7 protein-coding genes are annotated in these 17,644 nt (G+C 58.4%); 4 read left to right on the top strand and 3 right to left on the bottom strand.

Annotated features, from left to right (window positions below; translation table 11 throughout):
* Positions 1-273 precede the first annotated feature (273 nt).
* The 4 genes from dnaA (at position 274) to B0G75_RS08115 (ending at position 7,715) form a co-directional block, all read left to right on the top strand.
* Positions 274-1,911, top strand: coding sequence for a chromosomal replication initiator protein DnaA (dnaA, locus tag B0G75_RS08130; protein ID WP_219908270.1), 1,638 nt, complete (start codon positions 274-276; stop codon positions 1,909-1,911).
* Positions 1,912-2,131: 220 nt separating this feature from the next.
* Positions 2,132-3,235, top strand: coding sequence for a DNA polymerase III subunit beta (dnaN, locus tag B0G75_RS08125; protein WP_007180118.1), 1,104 nt, complete (start codon positions 2,132-2,134; stop codon positions 3,233-3,235).
* A gap of 114 nt (positions 3,236-3,349) precedes the next feature.
* Positions 3,350-5,821, top strand: a complete 2,472-nt coding sequence (gene gyrB / locus B0G75_RS08120; RefSeq protein ID WP_106302957.1) for a DNA topoisomerase (ATP-hydrolyzing) subunit B — start codon at positions 3,350-3,352, stop codon at positions 5,819-5,821.
* 754 nt (positions 5,822-6,575) lie between these two features.
* The gene (locus B0G75_RS08115) at positions 6,576-7,715 is read left to right on the top strand and encodes a site-specific integrase (RefSeq protein WP_181309200.1); all 1,140 of its coding nucleotides are present in this window, start codon (positions 6,576-6,578) and stop codon (positions 7,713-7,715) included.
* A 427-nt stretch (positions 7,716-8,142) separates the two neighbouring features.
* On the opposite strand, the gene B0G75_RS08110 is transcribed toward B0G75_RS08115, so the two are convergent.
* Genes B0G75_RS08110 through B0G75_RS08100 form a run of 3 tightly spaced genes read right to left on the bottom strand, consistent with a single transcriptional unit; the run spans position 8,143 to position 17,644 of the window.
* Positions 8,143-11,529: a DEAD/DEAH box helicase family protein gene (locus tag B0G75_RS08110; RefSeq protein ID WP_106302954.1), complete on the bottom strand. Its 3,387-nt coding sequence runs from the start codon at positions 11,527-11,529 to the stop codon at positions 8,143-8,145.
* Positions 11,529-14,690: a site-specific DNA-methyltransferase gene (locus tag B0G75_RS08105; protein ID WP_106302951.1), complete on the bottom strand. Its 3,162-nt coding sequence runs from the start codon at positions 14,688-14,690 to the stop codon at positions 11,529-11,531. Before B0G75_RS08105 ends, B0G75_RS08110 begins: the two co-directional genes overlap by 1 nt.
* 32 nt (positions 14,691-14,722) lie before the next feature.
* Positions 14,723-17,644, bottom strand: a complete 2,922-nt coding sequence (locus B0G75_RS08100; RefSeq protein ID WP_106302948.1) for an SNF2-related protein — start codon at positions 17,642-17,644, stop codon at positions 14,723-14,725.

The following is a 17,644-nucleotide window of genomic DNA, read 5'->3' as shown; positions in this document are numbered from 1 at the left end:
AATAGTTTAGCCTGGTTCGGGCCGGCCCCACGAGGAGCAAGCCTTGTGATCCGTCCCTGTGGATAACTCCCTTGCGGGTCCGTTTTGGCGTTAGAATCTCGCCTTACTTCCCAAAAATCCTGCACGCCGCTCCGGCTCGCTCGTCCCGCAAACCCTTGTGGCACAAGCGCCTGGGGCCATTGCGCCTGGTTAGCCTGGCTGCTCAGGGCCTTGTTGCGTGCGCGCGACAGGGGCAGCGGCAACCGCCGTGCACACCATAACGACAGCAACTCGATGAACGATTTCTGGCAACACTGTTCCGCATTGCTGGAGCGCGAGCTGACGCCCCAGCAGTACGTGACGTGGATCAAACCGTTGGCCCCGGTCGCCTTCGACGCCGCTGCGAACACGCTTAGCATCGCTGCGCCGAACCGTTTCAAGCTCGACTGGGTCAAGAGCCAGTTTTCCGGGCGCATCGCGGATATGGCCCGCGATTTCTGGCAGGCTCCCGTCGACGTTCAATTCGTGCTCGACCCGAAGGCCGGCATGCGCGCCCCTGCCGCAGCCGCGCCGGCCCCGGCTTCTGCGCGTCCGGCTTCCGCGCCTGGCTCGATGGGCGGCAGCGCCGGCAATGGTGCTGCGGTGGACGCAGCCGTCGGCGCCGTGCAAGCGGCGCAGGCCGCGCGCACCGCTGGTACGAACGGCGCGAACAACGCGATGGCCAATCTCAACGCCAATGCCCGCGCCGCAGCCGAACAAAACGCGAACGCACGCGCCGCGGCGGCAGAAGATTCCGCCGACCTCGATCTGCCAAGCCTCGACGCGAACGAAGCCGCAGCCGCCCGCCGCACGTGGCGTCCCGGCCAAAGCGCCGGCTCGAGCGGCAACGGCGACACCGACTCGATGTACGAGCGCTCCAAGCTGAATCCGGTTCTGACCTTCGACAACTTCGTGACCGGTAAGGCCAACCAGTTGGCGCGCGCCGCGGCGATTCAGGTCGCGGACAATCCTGGCATCTCGTACAACCCGCTGTTTCTGTATGGCGGCGTGGGCCTCGGCAAGACTCACCTGATCCACGCGATCGGCAACCAGCTTCTAATGGATAAGGCCGGCGCGCGGATTCGCTACATCCACGCGGAGCAGTACGTGTCCGACGTGGTGAAGGCCTACCAGCGCAAGGCGTTCGACGATTTCAAGCGCTACTACCACTCGCTCGACCTGCTGCTGATCGACGATATTCAATTCTTTTCAGGCAAGTCGCGCACACAAGAGGAATTCTTCTACGCGTTCGAAGCGCTGGTCGCGAACAAGGCGCAGGTGATCATCACCAGCGACACGTATCCGAAGGAAATTTCGGGTATCGACGACCGGCTGATCTCGCGCTTCGACTCCGGCCTGACCGTGGCGATCGAGCCGCCCGAGCTGGAAATGCGCGTCGCGATTCTGATGCGCAAGGCGCAATCCGAGTTCGTGAGCCTGAATGAAGACGTCGCGTTCTTCGTCGCGAAACACTTGCGTTCGAACGTGCGTGAACTCGAAGGCGCGCTGCGCAAGATCCTCGCGTATTCGAAGTTTCACGGCCGCGAAATCACGATCGAAGTGACGAAAGAAGCGCTGAAAGACCTGCTGACGGTGCAGAACCGGCAGATTTCGGTGGAAAACATCCAGAAGACCACGGCTGACTTCTACAGCATCAAGGTCGCGGACATGTATTCGAAGAAGCGCCCCGCGAACATCGCGCGGCCGCGGCAGATCGCCATGTATCTGGCGAAAGAGCTGACCCAGAAGAGCTTGCCGGAAATCGGCGAACTGTTCGGCGGACGCGACCACACCACCGTGCTGCACGCGGTGCGCAAAATTGCCGATGAGCGCAGCAAGGACGCGCAACTGAACCACGAACTGCACGTGCTGGAGCAGACGCTGAAGGGCTGAGCGGTCTGTCTGGAAAAAACGACCTGTTTATTTCCAAACTCGCCCCCATTTTAGTGAGGCGGTTCCGTTTTCAGGCACAATACAGGTTTAACCGCCCGGCGGCCGCGGGCGGATTTCACGCCGTGACAGGCGCAGCGTGGCGCCGGCGGGGAGTCGTGGCTGCGCGCGGAAAAGCTTGCCTGGCAAGGCGCGCAGGCCGTTATATCAACGAAGGAACTCTATGCAACTGGTCAAGACCGAACGCGATAACCTCCTCAGGCCGCTGCAAACTGTGAGCGGCATCGTCGAACGCCGCCATACGTTGCCGATCCTCGCCAATTTGCTGATTACCAAGAACGGCCCCGATGTGTCGTTCCTGTCGACCGACCTCGAGTTGCAGATCACCACGCGCGCCGATTTCGGTGTGGGCGGCGATTCGGTGGCGACCACGGTGGCAGCGAGAAAGCTCCTCGACATTCTGCGCGCCATGCCCGACGGGCAGGTCACGCTCACGCTGAACGACAAGCGTCTGACCGTGCAATCCGGCAAGAGCCGCTTTGCGCTGCAAACGCTCGCCGCGGACGAATTCCCGACGGTCGCGCAAGCTAAAGACTACGGCGCGAACCTCGTGGTTCCCCAAAAGACGTTCCGCCAGTTGCTCGGCATGGTCCATTTTTCGATGGCCCAGCAGGACATCCGCTACTACCTGAACGGCATGCTGCTGGTAGTGGACGGCGACCAGCTGATGGCGGTCGCAACGGACGGCCACCGTCTGGCGTTCTCGTCCATGAAGATCGAAGGCTCGTTCCAGCGTCAGGAAGTGATCATCCCGCGCAAGACGATTCTGGAACTCCAGCGCCTGCTGGAAGATATCGACGACACGCTGAAGATCGACATCGCGCAGACGCAGGTCAAGTTCACGTTCGGCCAGGTCGAACTGGTGTCGAAGCTGGTGGAAGGCAAATTCCCCGACTTCCAGCGCGTGATTCCGAAGTCGCACAAGAATCAGTTCGTGATCGGCCGTGAAGAACTGCAGCGCTCGCTGCAACGCGCCGCGATTCTGACGTCGGACAAATTCAAGGGCGTCCGCTGCATCATCGAGCCGGGCCAGTTGAAGATCATGTCGACCAACGCCGATCAGGAAGAGGCGCAGGAAGAACTGGAAATCGCATACGACGGCGACAGCGTCGATATCGGGTTCAACGTCACGTATCTGCTCGACGTGCTCGCGAACCTGAAGGTCGACACGTTGCAAGTGAGCCTGGGCGACGCCAGCTCCAGCGCGTTGATCACGATTCCCGAGAACGACGAATTCAAATACGTCGTGATGCCGATGCGCATCTAATGCGTCCAACACCAACGAACACACCAAGGGGCGCAGCGCCCCTTTGGCGTTTTTATGGTGATTTGAAAAGTCCCGAGCAGCAACCTTGCAGCAACGCAGAACCGGAAAAAATCCATGACTGAAACGAACAATTCGCAACCCGACAACAGCTACGGCGCATCCTCGATTCAGATCCTCGAAGGTCTGGAGGCGGTGCGCAAGCGGCCCGGGATGTACATCGGGGATACATCGGACGGGACCGGTCTGCATCACCTCGTATTCGAAGTGCTGGACAACTCCATCGACGAAGCGTTGGCGGGGCATTGCAACGACATCCAGGTGATCATTCACGCGGACAACTCCATTTCCATCACCGACAACGGCCGCGGCGTGCCGACCGGTCTGAAGATGGACGACAAACACGATCCGAAGCGCAGCGCCGCTGAAATCGTGATGACCGAGTTGCACGCCGGCGGCAAGTTCGACCAGAACAGCTACAAGGTGTCCGGCGGCCTGCACGGCGTGGGCGTGTCGTGCGTGAACGCATTGTCGGCGTGGCTGCGTTTGACCATTCGCCGCGACGGCAAGAAGCACTTCATGGAATTCCACCGTGGCGTGCCGCAGAACCGCATTATCGAAGAGATCGACGGCGTGGCTGTTTCGCCGATTCAGGTTGTCGGCGAGACCGAGAACCGCGGCACCGAAGTGCACTTCCTCGCCGACGAGACGATTTTCGGCAATATCGAATATCACTACGACATTCTCGCCAAGCGGATTCGCGAACTGTCGTTCCTGAATAACGGCGTGCGAATCAAGCTGACCGACCAGCGCACCGGCAAGGAAGAAGATTTCGCGTTCGTGGGCGGCGTGAAGGGCTTTGTCGAGTACATCAACAAGAACAAGTCTGTGCTGCACCCGAACATTTTCCATATCAGCGGCGAGAAAGACGGCGTGGGCGTGGAAGTGGCGATGCAGTGGAACGACAGCTACAACGAAAACGTGCTGTGTTTCACGAACAACATTCCGCAGCGCGATGGCGGGACGCACTTGACCGGTTTGCGTGCGGCGATGACGCGCGTGTTGAACAAGTACATCAACGATCACGAAGTCGCGAAGAAGGCGAAGGTTGAGACTTCGGGCGACGATATGCGTGAAGGGTTGTCGTGCGTGTTGTCGGTGAAGGTGCCGGAGCCGAAGTTTAGCGCGCAGACGAAGGACAAGCTGGTGTCGTCGGAAGTGCGCGCGCCGGTGGAGGATGTGGTCGCGAAGGCGCTCGAAGAGTTCCTGCTCGAGACACCGAATGACGCGAAGATTATTTGCAGCAAGATTGTCGATGCCGCGCGCGCGCGGGATGCGGCTCGGAAGGCGCGTGAGATGACGCGTCGCAAGGGTGTGCTCGACGGCGTGGGTCTGCCTGGGAAGCTGGCGGATTGCCAGGAGAAGGATCCGGCGAAGTCCGAGATTTATATCGTCGAGGGTGACTCGGCAGGCGGGTCGGCGAAGCAGGGTCGGGATCGGAAGTTTCAGGCGATTTTGCCGCTGCGTGGCAAGGTGCTGAATGTGGAGAAGGCGCGGTATGACAAGCTGCTTTCTTCGGAGCAGATTGTTACGCTGATTACTGCGCTGGGTTGCGGGATTGGTAAGGAAGACTACAACCTCGATAAGCTGCGTTATCACCGCATCATCATCATGACCGATGCTGACGTTGACGGTGCGCACATTCGGACGCTGTTGTTGACGTTCTTCTATCGGCAAATGCCGGAGATGATCGAGCGTGGGTATATCTATATCGCGCAGCCGCCGTTGTTCAAGATCAAGGCGGGTAAGGATGAGCGGTATTTGAAGGATGAGGCTGAGGTTAATGCTCACATTCTGAAGCTGGCGTTGCAGGGGTCGGAGTTGTTGGCTTCTGAAGGTTCGACTCCGATTACAGGCGATGCTTTGGGTGAGTTGGCCCGGGCTTATTTGCTGGCTCAGGCTGTTGTTAATCGGTTGAGCCGGTTGTATGACGCTGGGGCGCTTGAGGCCATCATGGATGGGATTGCTATTGACCTGTCTAGCGAAGAAGCGGCTGATGCGTCGGCTAAGGCTCTCGAAGCGAAGCTAAGGGATGATCCGTTGAAGCCTGAGGTTAAGGTTACGACGATGTATGACCCGGTTCGTGAGTTGCGCTCGCTGCGGGTTGCGCGGACGCATCACGGGAATCAGAAGATTTCTGTGTTGGATCAGGATTTTCAACTTACTGCGGATTACCAGCAGCTGATCAATACCGCTAATACGTTTAAGGGGTTGATTGGGACTGGCGCTGTCATTAAGCGTGGTGAGCGGAGTATGGCGGTTACTGACTTTAAGTCCGCTATGAAGTGGTTGTTGGCGGATGCTGAGCGGAATATTTCGAAGCAGCGCTATAAGGGTCTCGGTGAGATGAACCCTGGGCAGCTTTGGGAAACTACGATGGATCCGACGGTGCGTCGTCTTCTTCGTGTGCAGATTGAGGATGCTATTGCGGCTGATGGCATTTTCACTACGCTCATGGGGGATGATGTGGAGCCACGTCGGGCGTTTATTGAGTCGAATGCGTTGCGGGCGGGGAATATTGATGTTTGAGGTGTCGGGTGCCACCGTAGGGCGCCAGAGTAAGTGCGACTGCCGCCACAGTTTTGCGACTGTGGGACAGAGTTAATGCGACTGGCCTATTGCGATGAGACGGCGATGATTGGTGTCCGGGTTGCCGCGTGCGACAGAAAGTGAAAACTGTGCCAGGTAAGTGAAAAACCGCTGACGCAGATCGCAAAAAATCAGGCAAGTTTGCGCTAGCCTTCACATTCGCCGCTCGAGAGTTTGGTCGAGCGAAGTGGCCGCACGCACGGACGTCAGTTATTGCGAAGGACTGACGGGGCAAGAGCGGAGCCAAGAGCGAGGGCCTCTTAATCCGTCGCATGACTCTTCCAGTCATTCTTGCTCACCAAGAATTTGAAAGATTTACAAGCGAATCGCTTGTAAATCTTTTAGTTTTTCGGACATCTTCTTGATCATGATGTACCGGCGTTGCTATGCGTGAGGCATACGTGAGTTAATTAGGACCATTAAAGATTGATCGCGGAATGTCGGCACGCTCGGAGCTCGTCGACCAATGTGTTCCAAGCCATAACCACACAGCGCGATGGCTGGCTTCGTTGTCGGAAAGCTCAGATTCTGCTTGGTATTTGAACCTTTGCGATTTTGTTGAGCAGAGAACGATAAAAACGCCCGACCTTCGCATTGCGAATGTAAAAATATTACCAGCAAAACCAAGGCTTCTGGCGCCGAATTCGATTATTTGCCACAATCTCGCCACACTAAGTTTGAGCGAGAACTGAAAATGCCAACCATACGTAAGCGTGGGCAGTACCAATGGGAGGCACAGGTCCGCCGACGTGGCTACCCGGCACAAAGCAAGACCTTCACCACCAAGGCCGAGGCGGAAGCTTGGGCCAGCATGATCGAATCGGAAATGTCGCGCGGCGTATGGGTCAGCCGCACTGAAGCCGAAGCGACAACGCTCTATGAAGCACTGAAGCGCTATGAGGAAGAGGTTTCGCAGTCAAAGAGGGGGGCCGCGCAGGAAACTTCTGTCCTCAAGACCTGCAAGGCAGTTGAACTAGCGAAACGACCGCTAGCCACGATCCGCAGCGCAGATATAGCCAAGCTCCGCGACGAATGGCTGAAGGAGTACAAGCCTGCGACAGTGCTGCGCCGCTTAGCTGTACTGTCGCATGTGTTTAACATCGCCCGCAAAGAATGGGGCATGGAAAGCCTTTCGAATCCTGTCGAGCTAGTGCGAAAGCCGCAGCCCAACAACGCGCGCACGCGGCGCATTGCCGTCGGCGACGCACCTGTTAGCACGCTAAGCGGAGACGATTCCGAGTCGGAACGCCGGGCGCAGGACGGCGAGCTTGAGCGCGTAGCAAAGGCTAGCAGCTCGGCGTTGCTACCGTCCATCATCTGGTTGGCCGTCGAAACGGCAATGCGTCGGGGCGAGATCGTCTCGCTGTTGTGGGCTAACGTAGACCTCAAACGCCGCGTCGCGCACCTACCGTCGACGAAGAACGGAGATGCCCGTGACATACCATTGTCTTCGCGCGCTGTTTCCGTACTTCAGACGTTGGGAGACGCGCGGGATGACGACAAGGAGAATAGTTCCGACGAAGGCGACGAAGGCGACGAAGGCACCGATCGTATTTTCGAGATTCGCAGCGACGCAGTTACTAGAGCTTTCGAGCGCGCAGTGGCACGCGCCCGCAAGATTTACGTCGATGAGTGCAGGGCTGCCAAACTGAAGCCAGATAGCAAGTTCCTAACCGATCTTCGCTTTCACGACTTGCGACATGAGGCTACTTCCCGCTTGGCGTCGATCTTCCCCATGCATGAACTTACAAAGATAACCGGCCACAAAGACCCACGCATGTTGATGCGTTACTACCACCCACGTGCCGAGGATCTAGCAAAGAGATTGTCGTAACTCCAACACATCTTGCGGGCGTCATGTCATGCCCTCATGAAATGCCCCCAGACGCTCCTCTCCATCGGGAGTCAAGTCAAGGCAAGGCAACTTACGTGTAGCCAGCAGCATTTGACTCGACTGACACTGTCCGATGAGTCCTCGTCCAATCTTGCGGACCGCTCTTTCCGTGCAAGCTGTTTTTTTCCGGTCAAGATGGAGCACTCGGACCTCATGAGCGATGCCACCAGAGCGAAACAGACGACACTGCATCGGTCACTGTCTGTTTGGTGGAGTATCGGTTAATACAACTTACGTGAGCCGTTGTGAAGTCCGACGATTCCCACCCTATTGTAAATTAAGTGAAATTCCCTATTAAATTCATTAGCTTATGGATGCACGTATCTCGGGTACCATGACTAACACCATGTTGGCTGTTACCTCGTACTCAGCAGAGGGCATCAAATAGCTTCTTCAGATAGGCGCTTCCGCCCTCTTCCATGAACAACACATGGCGGCTCTCCAATTCGGCCTTCTTCGTGAGATCACCCACGTTGAGCAGATCCGCAAACTTCGTCGGCGACAGGACGAAGGCATTCAAGACCAGCGGCGGTTCGCCCGGCTTGGCCTGCGCCGCCAGCGTTGTTTCCAGTGTCTTCACTTCCTTGTACAGCCCGAGCTTGGGATGCGACAGGTCGAGATTGCGCAGCCCCTTCGGATCGACGAAGGTCAGCCATTGTTTGCCGCTGGCATCGTCCACCAGCCACAGCAGGAAGTCTGGGTAGAAGTTGCCTGCCAAAGCAAAGCCAAGGCCCTTCTCTTCCCGATCCGCATTGCGCAACAGATACAGACTGCGCGGGCCAATCGCTTCCTTGCCTTCGCCTGAATTGTAGAACGCCTCCAGATCGCGGACGAAGGCCCATTCGCTCGGCGCATCAAAGGCCAGTGGGCGAAGCTTCAACGGCAACGCGTCCTTGTCCTCCAGTGCCAGCAAGGGGTAGTACAAATGCCGGTCGAAGCTGATGGCGACCATATGCGGGGCGTTCCACTGGCTCGCCTCGCCGATCTTGCCGTCGGTCACCAGCTTCTTCAGCACTTCCAGCTTCTTCTGGTACTCCAGCCCGTCGTCGTTGTTGTCGATCTCGAACTGGTAGAGCTTGAGCATCGACCCGTGACCTTCGTCGATGTGAGTGATGTTGTAGAACTGGCCCTCGTAGCCCGTTTTTAGCGCCTTGTAGAAGCGGTCGGTGTAGTCGGTCAGCAGCCGGATCAGGATGTCTTCTTGCTTGCGGATATCGGCGAACGTGTTCACGGCCAGCTCCGCCGCCGGAATGAACAACGTGTACCAGTCCTGCGCGCCCGCGCAGAAGTCGATCAGCTTCTGGCGATCCAGTCGCAGGTTGCTCCAGCTGCGTTGCAACTTGTAGTCCTGCAAGGCTAAGTAGATGCGGTCCCAATTGAAGACCGAAAACAGACCGGCGTTCAGCTTGCCCTTGTGCCGGGCCTCGGTCGTGGTGACAGCCGTCTTTTCCTGCGTCGCCAGCGCCTCCACGCGCGGGTAGAGATCCAGCGCCACATGCGGCGGCTTGATCTTGCCCTGGAACTGCGCGGGGATCTCATACAGCCAAGGGAAATGCGTGCGCTTGAAGCCGAGCTTCTGGTTGTCCTTGTAGCCATCCTTCAGCGCCAAGGTCTTGAGCTTCCCCTTGGGCAGATTGGCCCGAGTATGGAAGTTCAGTTCCAGCACTTCGTCACTGGGCGTAATGCCTTCCTCGCGCAGGTAGTCCTTGAACGCAGCCATGTAGCTGGCGCGCACGCCGAAGATGTTGAGCGCCTCCAGTTTGTCCAGATGCACGCCCTTGGGCCGATCGTGCGGAAGTGTGCGCTTGAGCGAGAAGCCCTTGCCCTTGAGACGCACCCCACGTCCGAACAACTGGATGATCTGCGACCCCTCGCCCTGACCCATGTTCAGCAGGCCCATGGTGGAGACGCGCCAACTGCTCCAGCCCTCGGTGAACTTGCGCGAGCCGATCAGCACATTGAGCCGGCTGTCCTTTTTGTTCAGCGTGCCGAACAGCGCACCGCCGAAGTCGTCGCGCTCGCTGTCGAAGGCCTCCACATCCTCCGACATGCCGAAGAAGCCGGCATCGTCACCAATATTGATCAGCCCAAAGGGCTCCGCGTCACCCACGCGCAGCGCAAGCTCGCCCTTGCTGCTCTTGATGTTGACCAGTTTCAGGCGCTGCCGCGCCGGTGCATTAAACACGCGCAGCAGGATGTCGGCGTACAGGGCATCCACCTTGTCGGTGTATCCCATCAGGGGCGTGAAGCGCCCCTTGAAGATGTTGTTGCCCTTGGCGTCCAGAATCTGCGCGCGGTCGGCAATCAAATCGGCCAGCCAGGCCTTGATCTGCGCCTCGTTGTTGACGAAGTCGGCGAGGAAGTTCACCACTTCCAGAATGTCCGATTCCTCGCCCGACACCGTATTGCCCACGAACACCCACAGCGGCTTTTCGATGTTGAAGTCGGTAAGTTTGTCGCGGTGAGTGCTCCACAGCCACAGTTGCTGATAGAAGGCCAGCAGACAGGCGGTGAAGTACTTTCGGGCGTTGTCGGCCTGTTCGTAGGCTTCTCCTTTCATGTTGAGGATCAGCGATTCTTTACCGTAGCCGTCCTCATAGAAGAACTTGTACGAGTAATCGAACAGGATGCACTTGGCGTAGATTTCACGCGTGGCGGTGATGCGCGCCCGGCGCTTGTCGTCGGCCGTGAGCGCAAGCTGTGCCAACTGCCCGTCGTCCAGCTTCTTCAAGCTAGTCGTATCGAACAGCATCTTGGCGCGCTTCTTCTGGATGTCCTCTTCCGCCGCCGCCACGGTCATGCCCTTGGCCACGGCCTGCCCGAAGGTGGCCGAGTACTCGAAGGCGAACCCGCCACGCACCAGCGCATCGCGCCGCGCCATCCAGGCCCCGGCTGCCGTGCCGGTGCCGCGGTGTCCTTCATCCACCAGCACCAGGTTGTTGCCTTCGAAGGCATCGACAGCGACGGTCTTGTCGCCCATCTCATCGCCCAGCTTGTTGATATCGATGATCTCGATGGTGCCGCGCGCCGGGGTCTGCGCCTTGTTGAAGAACTGCGCAAAACCGAAGCCCGACAGATGCAGCTCATCCAGATGTTGGCGTGACAAGCCCTCATTCGGCGTAAGCAGGATGATCTTGCTCGGATAGTGATCGAAGCGACCGGCCTGGAAATAGTGCAGGTACTGGCGGATGTTGACGTGCAGTAGCAGCGTCTTGCCGCTGCCGGTGGCGTTCCAAAAGGCGATCTTGTTCAAGTCGTCCGCCTCGAAGTCGCGGAAGGGCTCCGCGCCGTTCTCCGCGCGGTAGCGCGCAATCTCTTCGTTCAGGCCGTCCAGCAGCGCCTGCCGCTTGTTGAAGTACCAGTCCAAGTAGATCTCGGTGAACAGCAGCGACAGATACTGGAAGTACTTCATCTGCAGCGCATGGCCTTCCAGCTTGTTGCGCTGCTCGGTGATGGTCTGCCAGTGACTGACGATGGCCAGGTCGTAGCGCCGCAGTTCGGCTTCCGCCATCAGGTTGGGGTTGAACAGACCGCGCACGAGCTCATGGAAGAAGTCGGTCTGCCCGTCTTCGTCGATGCCTTCGTGCCGGTCATCGCCCAGCCGCAGCTTCAACGCGCTCAGATGCTCGACATTGAAGAAACGCAGCATCCAGCGATTGAGTACCAGCTCCTGGTGAAAGCTGCGCTTCTTGCCACCGGCGCGCGCGGCCGACACAGCACCCGCAGCGGTGCCCGCCTTGCGTGGTCGTGCCATCAGATGTCCTCCACCGAGAACATGCGCTGCAGGAACTCCGGTTCGATCTGGCGCAGCTTGAGTACGCGAGTTGCGCCGCCTTCCTCGGCGGTCTGCGTCAGCACGGTGGGGATGTTGTGGTCACCGTTGAGGTAGACCACGTCGAACTCGTTGTCCGCCGGGTTGATGGCCAGCTTGTCGCACAGCTTGCTGATGCCGTCGTAGTCGAGCACAGCGCAGTCGCGCCAGAGCACAAGGCAGGTCTCACCGCCGGGCAGCGTGCCGGTGACGGTGACAAAGCCGTGCTCGGGCTGGGCGTCGATGTGCTTAACGCGCAGGCCGATCAGGAAATTGAAGGTTTCGACCATATCGATCTTGCGCGGCTCGAACGCGCCAGCCGAGTCCACGGCCACGTTGAGGGTGTAGTCGAAGGGTCTCCTGAAATCCTCCACCGACAGCAGCGAGCCACGGCTTTCCACATCCAGCAGGTAGTTGAGTAGGTAGTCGTTCTTGGCTTGCTCGGGCAGCGCGTTCAGCAGCTCGCCTTGCGCCTGCGTGCGGCGCAGTTGCAGATTGTTCAGGGTGTCTTCGTAGCTTTCGAGTTTGAGGACTTTGAAGCAGTGGGAGATGCCGGTCTCAGGTGCGGCCGGCTTTCCGTTTTTCCACTCGACAGAGAATACAACCTTCTGCAAACGTGGCTTGAGCACGGTATCGAAATACTCTCCCTGCTCAACCAGTAGATACCGCCGTCTGCCCCCATCCCTGCGGTTCAAAGTGATGACGGCATGTGCTGTCGTTCCGGACCCGCCAAAATAGTCCAGCACCAGTGCATCCGTTCTGTTAGCGCCAGAGATATAAATCGCGTCCACAACGGCGTGAATCGACTTTGGATATGAGAAGGGATTAACTCCGAACAAGGTTTTCAGCAGAGCGGTCCCATGCTCGGTCGCCGAGTGTTTTGCGTCTGCCCACGTCGACACAGATACAACGCCATCATCATTGGGCCGCCTCTTGCAATACACGTAACTCTTGCCAGAACGATCATTTCGCACTGCGAGTTCGGCTTTTTTAGCTTCAACTGTCTTCCATTCCCATCGCCAGCGCTTTTGAACTCCGTCTTCGTTGTCGGGGAACACAATTGACTCATCGCTCCGGGGCTTCTCGAGCGCTACCCACTCTTCGGTGTCAGCCCGCCACTCAAGTGGGGGGACTCTCAGAGATTGATTGGATATGTAGATCGGATAGTACATGGAACGGCGTGCGTTTCTGTCCGAGTCTGAACCCTCACGGCGAAGGTTGCGCCATTCAAACACCCCCTCGTCATCTTTCTCCTTGAAGCGTGCCATCTGAGCTGGCGTGGGCGGCAAGCGTTGGATTTTCGATTCTTCTGAATTTCCAGCGAATAGAAGGTACTCGTGCGATACGGCATATCCGCTTTGCGTGGGGCGCCCAGACGGGTTGGAGCGAACCGTTATTACACCCAGCACCTGGTTGTCGAAAATTTCAGATAGAAGGATGCTCAATTCCCTTTGCTGAGCATCGTCAATTGCGGCAACTAATACGCCCGCATCCTTCATGAGAATACGACTTCGTTGAAGGCGACTCTGCATTAACGAGACCCAACTCGAAGACTTATACCCATTCTTGTACAAGATCGAACTTGCATCAGAGTTGTAGGGCGGATCGATATAAACGGAGTCTACGCTACGTGAATATTTGCTTTCCAGCAGACCAAGCCCTTGGAAATTGTCGCCGTGAACTAATAGCCCATTAACGGCCAGTTCAAGATCATCAATGCTACTCAGCAGCCTATGGTTGAAGTCAGCATTGAAGAGGCTAGTGTCAACCATACAAAACTGATGCTCTTTCAATGTATCTATAGAGAACTGAGTATCCCGTTTTAGGATGCCCAGACTTATCCACTGCTGCCACTGCTTATCGTTTGCCACTACGTCCGTCCACAGCGCCTCCGGCACCCGATCCAGCGTGATGCAATAGTGGCTGGACACCACGAACTTCTTCTTCAGCCACAGCTTCTTCTGGAAGTTTTCTAACTGCGCCAGAAAGGCGATCAGCTCCAGCGCGATACTGCGCAGGCACTGGATCATGCGCAGATTCTTTTCAATGTCGGTGAACGCACCCGCGTTTTGCACATCGTCTAGGTGCATGACTTCGTTCTTGATGTAGAAGTCCAGCTCGCGGCGCAGGAAGCCACCCAAATCCTTATGGATGAAGTAGTCGGCGGTATTCTTGGTGGTGTAGTCCGACAGATGCTTTTCCAGCAGGGTGCGGTGTGGGGTTTTCTCGGTGGGCGCACGCTTGCCCAAGTCCAGCCAGCGCGCCTTGACCGCAGCGTCGTCGAGCACGGTGGCCACGGCCTTGGTAACCAGCGCATCCTGCTTGGTACCTTTGGGCTGGGCGGCGTATTCAAAGCGGATGATCAGTTCCTGTGTGCCGTCCTTACCGTCCACTTCCTCCACCGGCAGCAGTTCTTCTTCGACCTCGTCACCCTGTTCGTCGATACGGGTCACGATTTTCTGTTCGACGAGCGCGAAGCGGCGCTCCTTGTCGTTGTCCTTGCGGTTGTCCTTGGCCGTGTCGGCGGCTGCGAGGCGGAAATGCACGCTGCGGCTGGGCTTGCCGTTCACGCCCGGCAGTTTGAAGCTGTAGTTGGCGAAGTTCTCGCCGCTCTTGGTGTAGTACTGATCCTTGTTGGCCCAGTGCAGCATGACTTCTTCGCCGGCGTAGGAGATGGCGTACGTGTCGCCCTTGTAGCGGCGCTGGCTGATGAAATCACCTTGCTCGTAGTAGCGCGAGAAGAAGGCGAGTAGGTGCGAGAACACGGCGTTCTCGTGCTCACTGGCACCGGTAGTGGCTTCCTTCAGTTTGGCGCGCAGTTCCAGCACCTTGGGAACACCGTCGGGGCTGACGCCCAGGGCCTGGGCGTTCTTTTCGGCCTCGTGCAGCTCGGCCTGCAATTGCTGGCTGCTGGCGGTGTTGCCGGCGGTCAAAGCCGCCTGCACTTTTTCGGCCAGCTGGTTTTCCAGGTAGTCGTTGATCTCGCCGGCGCGGGCGTTGAGGATGCGGTAGATGCCGAAGTCCAGCTCCGGGCGGTCGATCTGGAAAATCTCGCGCAGCTTGGCCACGAGGTCCTGAAATTTGACGTTCTGCTTTGTGGTCATGGTTCTGTCTTGCTCTCGTTTTTCGTGCAGCGCTACACCACCTGCCAGCGCAGGGTAAACAACGTTTGGGTGTCAGTTTTCTCCTGCAGCCGTTGCTGCAGTAAAGCTATGAGCTCATCGCGTTTAGCGATAATTTCGTCCTCGACGGCAAAAATCTCCTGCCGCAGGCGGCGCTGTTTGCGTTCCAGTTCGAAAAGCTCGCGCTGGATGCCGTCCTGCTCTTGCAGGGTGGAGGCCTTGCGGGCGTCGCGCTTGAGCTGGGCGATGCGCGCCTTGGTGTTCTTCAGAGCTTCTTCGGCAGCCAGCAGTTTGTCGTCTGCCCAGCGTTCGAGCTTGTCGCGCTCTTCATTGAACAGGCGATGGTTGGCTTCCAGCACTTCGACGATGGTGGCTTGCACACGGCGCTGGCTGTTGGCTTCAAGGCTACTCGGTACCGCGTCATGAACCGGGCCTGGCTTGCCCGCCGCCGGGATGCTCATCAGCTTTTCGCAGGTTTCCTGATCCAGCGCCTCGCCGTCATCGGTGAGGCCGGAAAACAGCAGCGCCTCGGTGGTCTCGAAGGCGGTGACCTGCAGCCGTGCCAGTGCGAGCCAGCCGGATTTGCCGCGAAGTTTCTCGATGACGGAAATGCGCGCGACGTGTTTGCCGTAGTCCAGCTTCAAGGTGGCGGTGGGCGTCGCCACATTTAGGCTTGCAGCTATGCTCCATTCCCCCAGCGGGTGGCTGAGCCGGTAGGCGTGGGCAAGCATGTCGGGTTGCGCCGCGCCACGAATGAGCTGATAGCGGCCCGGCTGAATGGCTGTGCCGTTCGGCGGGGTGGTTAGGGAAAAGGCGTACGAATGCTCATCAAAGTGTGCGCGACCCTCTAGGGCCCAGCGGGTGACGCCCCAGAACCAGCGACCCAGTCTGTCGAGCCGGGCTTCGGCTTCGTCCAGCCGCAGCTTGAGGCGGTCGTGAACATCCTCGTCAAAGTTTTCCAGCAGCTGGGACTGGGTGGTCTTGATGCGGTCGGCGATGGCCTCTTCCAGCTCGGCTTGCAGGGTGTTGAACGCGGCTTCGATTTGCTCCGGCTGGCGACAGGTGTCGTAGATCTGAAGAATTCGCTTCTCGAAGTCGAGGCCGCCCTCAATGCTGCCCAGCACTTCGTCGCTTGCGCCGAACACGCCCGAGAACAGGCTGAACTTCTCGGTGAGCAGTTCCAGCACGCGCTGGTCGGCCTGGTTGCGGGTGTTGAGGAAGTTGATCACCACCACATCAAAACGCTGGCCGTAGCGGTGGCATCGGCCGATGCGCTGTTCAACGCGCTGAGGGTTCCACGGTAGGTCGTAGTTGATGATGAGCGCACAGAATTGCAGGTTGACACCTTCGGCGGCCGCTTCGGTGGCGATCATGATTTCCGCGCCGGTACCGTCGTCCCTGCGGAAGTGGTCGATCAATGCAGTGCGGCGATCCACCTGCGGCGAGCCGGTGACGCGATCCGTGCCTTTGTACTCTTCCAGCCAGTGCTGGTAGATGGCGGTGGAGTCTTCATGGTTGTTGGTGCCGCTGAACAACACCAGCTTGCCGGCATAGCCGTTCGCCGAGAGGAAACGGTGCAGATACTCCTGCGTGCGCTTGGATTCCGTGAAGATGATGGCTTTACATGGCGCGCTCAGTTCTACCATCTTGCTGAAGCCCAAGGCGAGCGCCTTCAGTAGCGCCTGCGCCTTGGTGTCGGTCTGCAGGGCCTGCGCGGCATCGATGAATGCAGTCAGCTCGTCGATCTCGGCACTGATGGCAGCGCGCACAGCGTTGATGTCGGGCTGGTCGCTTTCGGCTGGTGTGCTAATGAGTGCTTCGGCGTCATCTTCGGCCTCGCTGACTTCCTCTTCCAGATAGTCCTGCTCCAGATCGTCCTCGGCGATGAGCTGTTCGACCAGTTGACTGCTGTCGTCTTCTGTCTCGCCTACCACTAGCAAGCCTTGCAGGCGCTCACGGATGGTTACCAACGTAGCGGCGACGGCGTGGGAACTGGATGCCAGCAGCTTGCGCAGGATCAGCGCCGTGAGATGGCGCTGCTGTTTGGGTAGGGCGTACGATTCCTCCTTCTGCAGAAAGGCCGAGATGCGCTCGTACAGCGCCTGCTCGTCGTCCGTGGGGTTGAACGGTTGGGTGAGGGCCTTGCGCTCGGTGTATTTGATGTACTCTAAAACGTCGCGCCGTAGCGTGCGTTTGGCAAAGCTGGCAAGGCGCTCGCGCAGCTCGTCCATGCCTGCACCGCTGTTCATGAACTGCTTGCGGAAGGCAGTTTCGTCACCGAAGAGATGCTCGTCGATCAGCGTGGACAGGCCATACAACTCCATCAAAGAGTTCTGCAGCGGCGTGGCGGTCAGCAGCAGCTTCTTGCGACCTTGCAGGGCGCGCTTGAGCGCCTGCCCTGTACGGTTGCTGGCACGGTGCGCGTTGCGCAGCTTGTGCGCTTCGTCGATAACCACCGCATCCCAAGACACGGCACGCAGTTCGGCCTCCAGTTTGGCGGCAAACTGGTAGGACATGATCACGACTGTCTTGCCAACCAACCGTTGCAAGGTGGCGGGCATGTCGCCAGCGGACTGCTTGCGCAGAGAAACGGCATCCACTACGGTCGTGGGTACGGCAAACTTGTCGTGCAGCTCCTGCGCCCATTGTTTGCGCAGGCTGGCTGGGCAGATGACCAGCAGCCGGCGGCTGCGCTCGGCCCAGTACTGGCAAATCACCAGCGCGGCTTCAATGGTTTTGCCCAGCCCCACCTCGTCAGCCAGCAGAATGCCTTCCTGAAGTGGGTTCCGAAGGGCAAAAAGCGCCGCCTCGATCTGGTGTGGGTTCAGATCGACGCTTGCATCGAACAGCGATTGCGAAAGGCGATCTACGCCATCGGCAGCGTGCCGCCGCGTCAGCTCGTGGGCATAGTACTTGGCGTGATAGGCTGAATACAC

The sequence above is a fragment of the Paraburkholderia sp. BL18I3N2 genome, from assembly GCF_003001875.1.
GTDB lineage: Bacteria > Pseudomonadota > Gammaproteobacteria > Burkholderiales > Burkholderiaceae > Paraburkholderia > Paraburkholderia phytofirmans.
Note: the sequence above shows the minus strand (reverse complement) of the source record. Positions and strands in the feature narration are given on the sequence as shown.